Source organism: Pseudomonas sp. 05N434, from assembly GCF_056396965.1.
On the sequence record NZ_JBFTMK010000731.1, the window covers coordinates 1 to 2,000 of the forward strand.

Below are 2,000 nucleotides of genomic sequence, written 5' to 3' on the forward strand. Positions count from 1 at the left end.
GGTGGATGGCGACCGTTTGATCAAGACCATTCAAGAAGCCTTCAGCCTCAATTAATTCATTTTTTTCGCACGGTATCGTAGGCGCTGATAGCGTGCGTAAATCCTGTTATTTGGCTGTTAAGATGGCTCTGTAATGCCGATTTTGGACGTAAGGTATGTTGGCTGGGCAAGTCTGCTCAGTGCGTCAGCTTCCAGCCCAGCGCATCCAAGGCTTGCTAAAGACCAGAAAGCCGCGATCATCGCGGCTTTTTTGCACCTGTCAGTAACCCCGTCGGATGCGGTTTTTGAGCTGGTCGTGGAACAGCTCGGCATTGCGTCTGTAGGTGCCGTAAAGGGATTCGCTGATCGAATCCAGCGTCATGGAGCGCTTGGTCGCCACTTCTTCACGGTAGGCATCAATGAAAAAATCCAGATCCTTGTCAGTGCTGAGCTTTGGCCATTTATCGAGGTACAGCGGCAGTTCCGCCGGTTCGGTCTTGAATGAGCAGATCCGCCGGTTGCTGATGGTCGCTTCGCCGATTTCGAACGGTACCCACCACGAGAGCGCAGTCTTGTCAGAGACCACCGCCATCAGATGCGTGCATGCGGTGATGTTGCGGGTGATGACCCCGGTGATGTCGTCGGTGGTCTGTGATTCCGGATCCAGCACGTCGAAGTAGGTCTTGATGTTGGCCTGTATCAGACGGCTGTTGATGGCGATCGCGTGGGGGCGATCCACGTGACGGTAGCTGATGAATACGGGCATCAGAAATGTCCTTTGAGGGCGAGTTCGCGGTAATAGGCGCCGAGTGCCGTGAGGCGGCAACCGGTGGAGTTGATGGCCGCGTAGTACATGTGTTCGGCGTCCACCGGTTCGATCAGGCTGTGGCGGTTGCACTTTTGCAGTTGTTTGAAGATGTGGCCGTGGTCCGGGTCGTACGTGGCTTCGGTGGGCTCGTAGCTGGGGTCAAGTGCATAGACCGACTGTGCCTCGGGAAACCACTCGGGCAAGCGGCTTAATATTTCTTCCAGAATCAGCGGCGGGACTTCGCGAAGGGCGATGAATTGCGACACGTTGGTTTTGAACACCGGACGCTGATCCCAGGCGCCCAATGCGTTATCGACGAACGAATACAGGCTGCCAGGCGTGATCTCGCCCAATACGTTGGCGGCGCCGCCGTGAAGCGCTTGCAGCAGCAGTCCGGTGAACACGCCATGGCCGGATTCCTCCAGGGCGGGTTGGGCTTTCTTGCAGGCGGTCAATATCGTCATGCCTTCGCCGATGACGCTGGCGCCACCGCGCAGGCCGCGCATCTCGCCCGCGGCGCCAGCTTCGCAGCAATCGAGAATGATGACTTTGTTTTTGATCTTGTCGGCAGCGTTCGCCCACTGAAGGATGTCGCTGATGCGAATGCCATCGTTGCTGCAGCGGTAATCCTGTGGAATTAGCATGCCTTCATCGATACCGCTTTCGAAGTGGCCATGTCCGGCGAAGTACAGCAGTGCCACATTGCAGTCGCCGGAGAACAATTGCTTTATGTTCTCTTCCAGCATCTGGCGAGTCAGATACTCCTCGGCGGACGTCAGCACCAGGTTTTTGAAGTTGGGCTTACCCGTCGCATGTCGTTCCAGTATCGAGGCCATGGCGATGGCGTCATTGTTACAGCCACTGAGCGGCGCGATATGCGAGTAGTGGTTGATACCGATAAACAGTCCCTTGCGCATGATCACACCGCCGTATGCAGGCGAATCGCACTGACGATGCTCTTGGTGTTCCACGCGCATTCGGCGTGTGCGGCTTCGCGCACTACGTTGGAAATCCGCTCGGCGCCGAACGGTTTGATCGCGATGATCACTTTGCCCATGCGTTTGGCAATCTCGATTTCCTTGTTGATCCACTTGCTGTAGGTCGAATACATCCCGGCCATGATCAGCACTGCCGAGCACGGGCGGATCTTGTTTTCGATGGCTTCTTCGAGTTGTTTGTCGGTGCGGGCGCCGATGATCGGGTTGTGCGGTGG

3 protein-coding genes are annotated in these 2,000 nt (G+C 56.5%); all 3 read right to left on the minus strand.

Annotated features, from left to right (window positions below):
* Positions 1-259: 259 nt before the first annotated feature.
* Positions 260-745 (minus strand): toll/interleukin-1 receptor domain-containing protein, encoded by a 486-nt coding sequence (locus AC1DLB_RS28705; protein ID WP_064616014.1) that lies wholly within the window; start codon positions 743-745, stop codon positions 260-262.
* Positions 745-1,704, minus strand: coding sequence for a caspase family protein (locus AC1DLB_RS28710; RefSeq protein ID WP_064616015.1), 960 nt, complete (start codon positions 1,702-1,704; stop codon positions 745-747). Before AC1DLB_RS28710 ends, AC1DLB_RS28705 begins: the two co-directional genes overlap by 1 nt.
* Positions 1,705-1,706: 2 nt before the next feature.
* On the minus strand, positions 1,707-2,000 hold a 294-nt coding region (locus AC1DLB_RS28715), incomplete at its 5' end, for a TIR domain-containing protein (RefSeq protein WP_477786160.1).

Excerpts from the sequence above, each read along its gene's own strand:
- AC1DLB_RS28705 (WP_064616014.1), bottom strand. The coding sequence starts at position 745 with ATGCCCGTATTCATCAGCTACCGTCACGTGGATCGCCCCCACGCGATC.
- AC1DLB_RS28710 (WP_064616015.1), bottom strand. The coding sequence starts at position 1,704 with ATGCGCAAGGGACTGTTTATCGGTATCAACCACTACTCGCATATCGCG.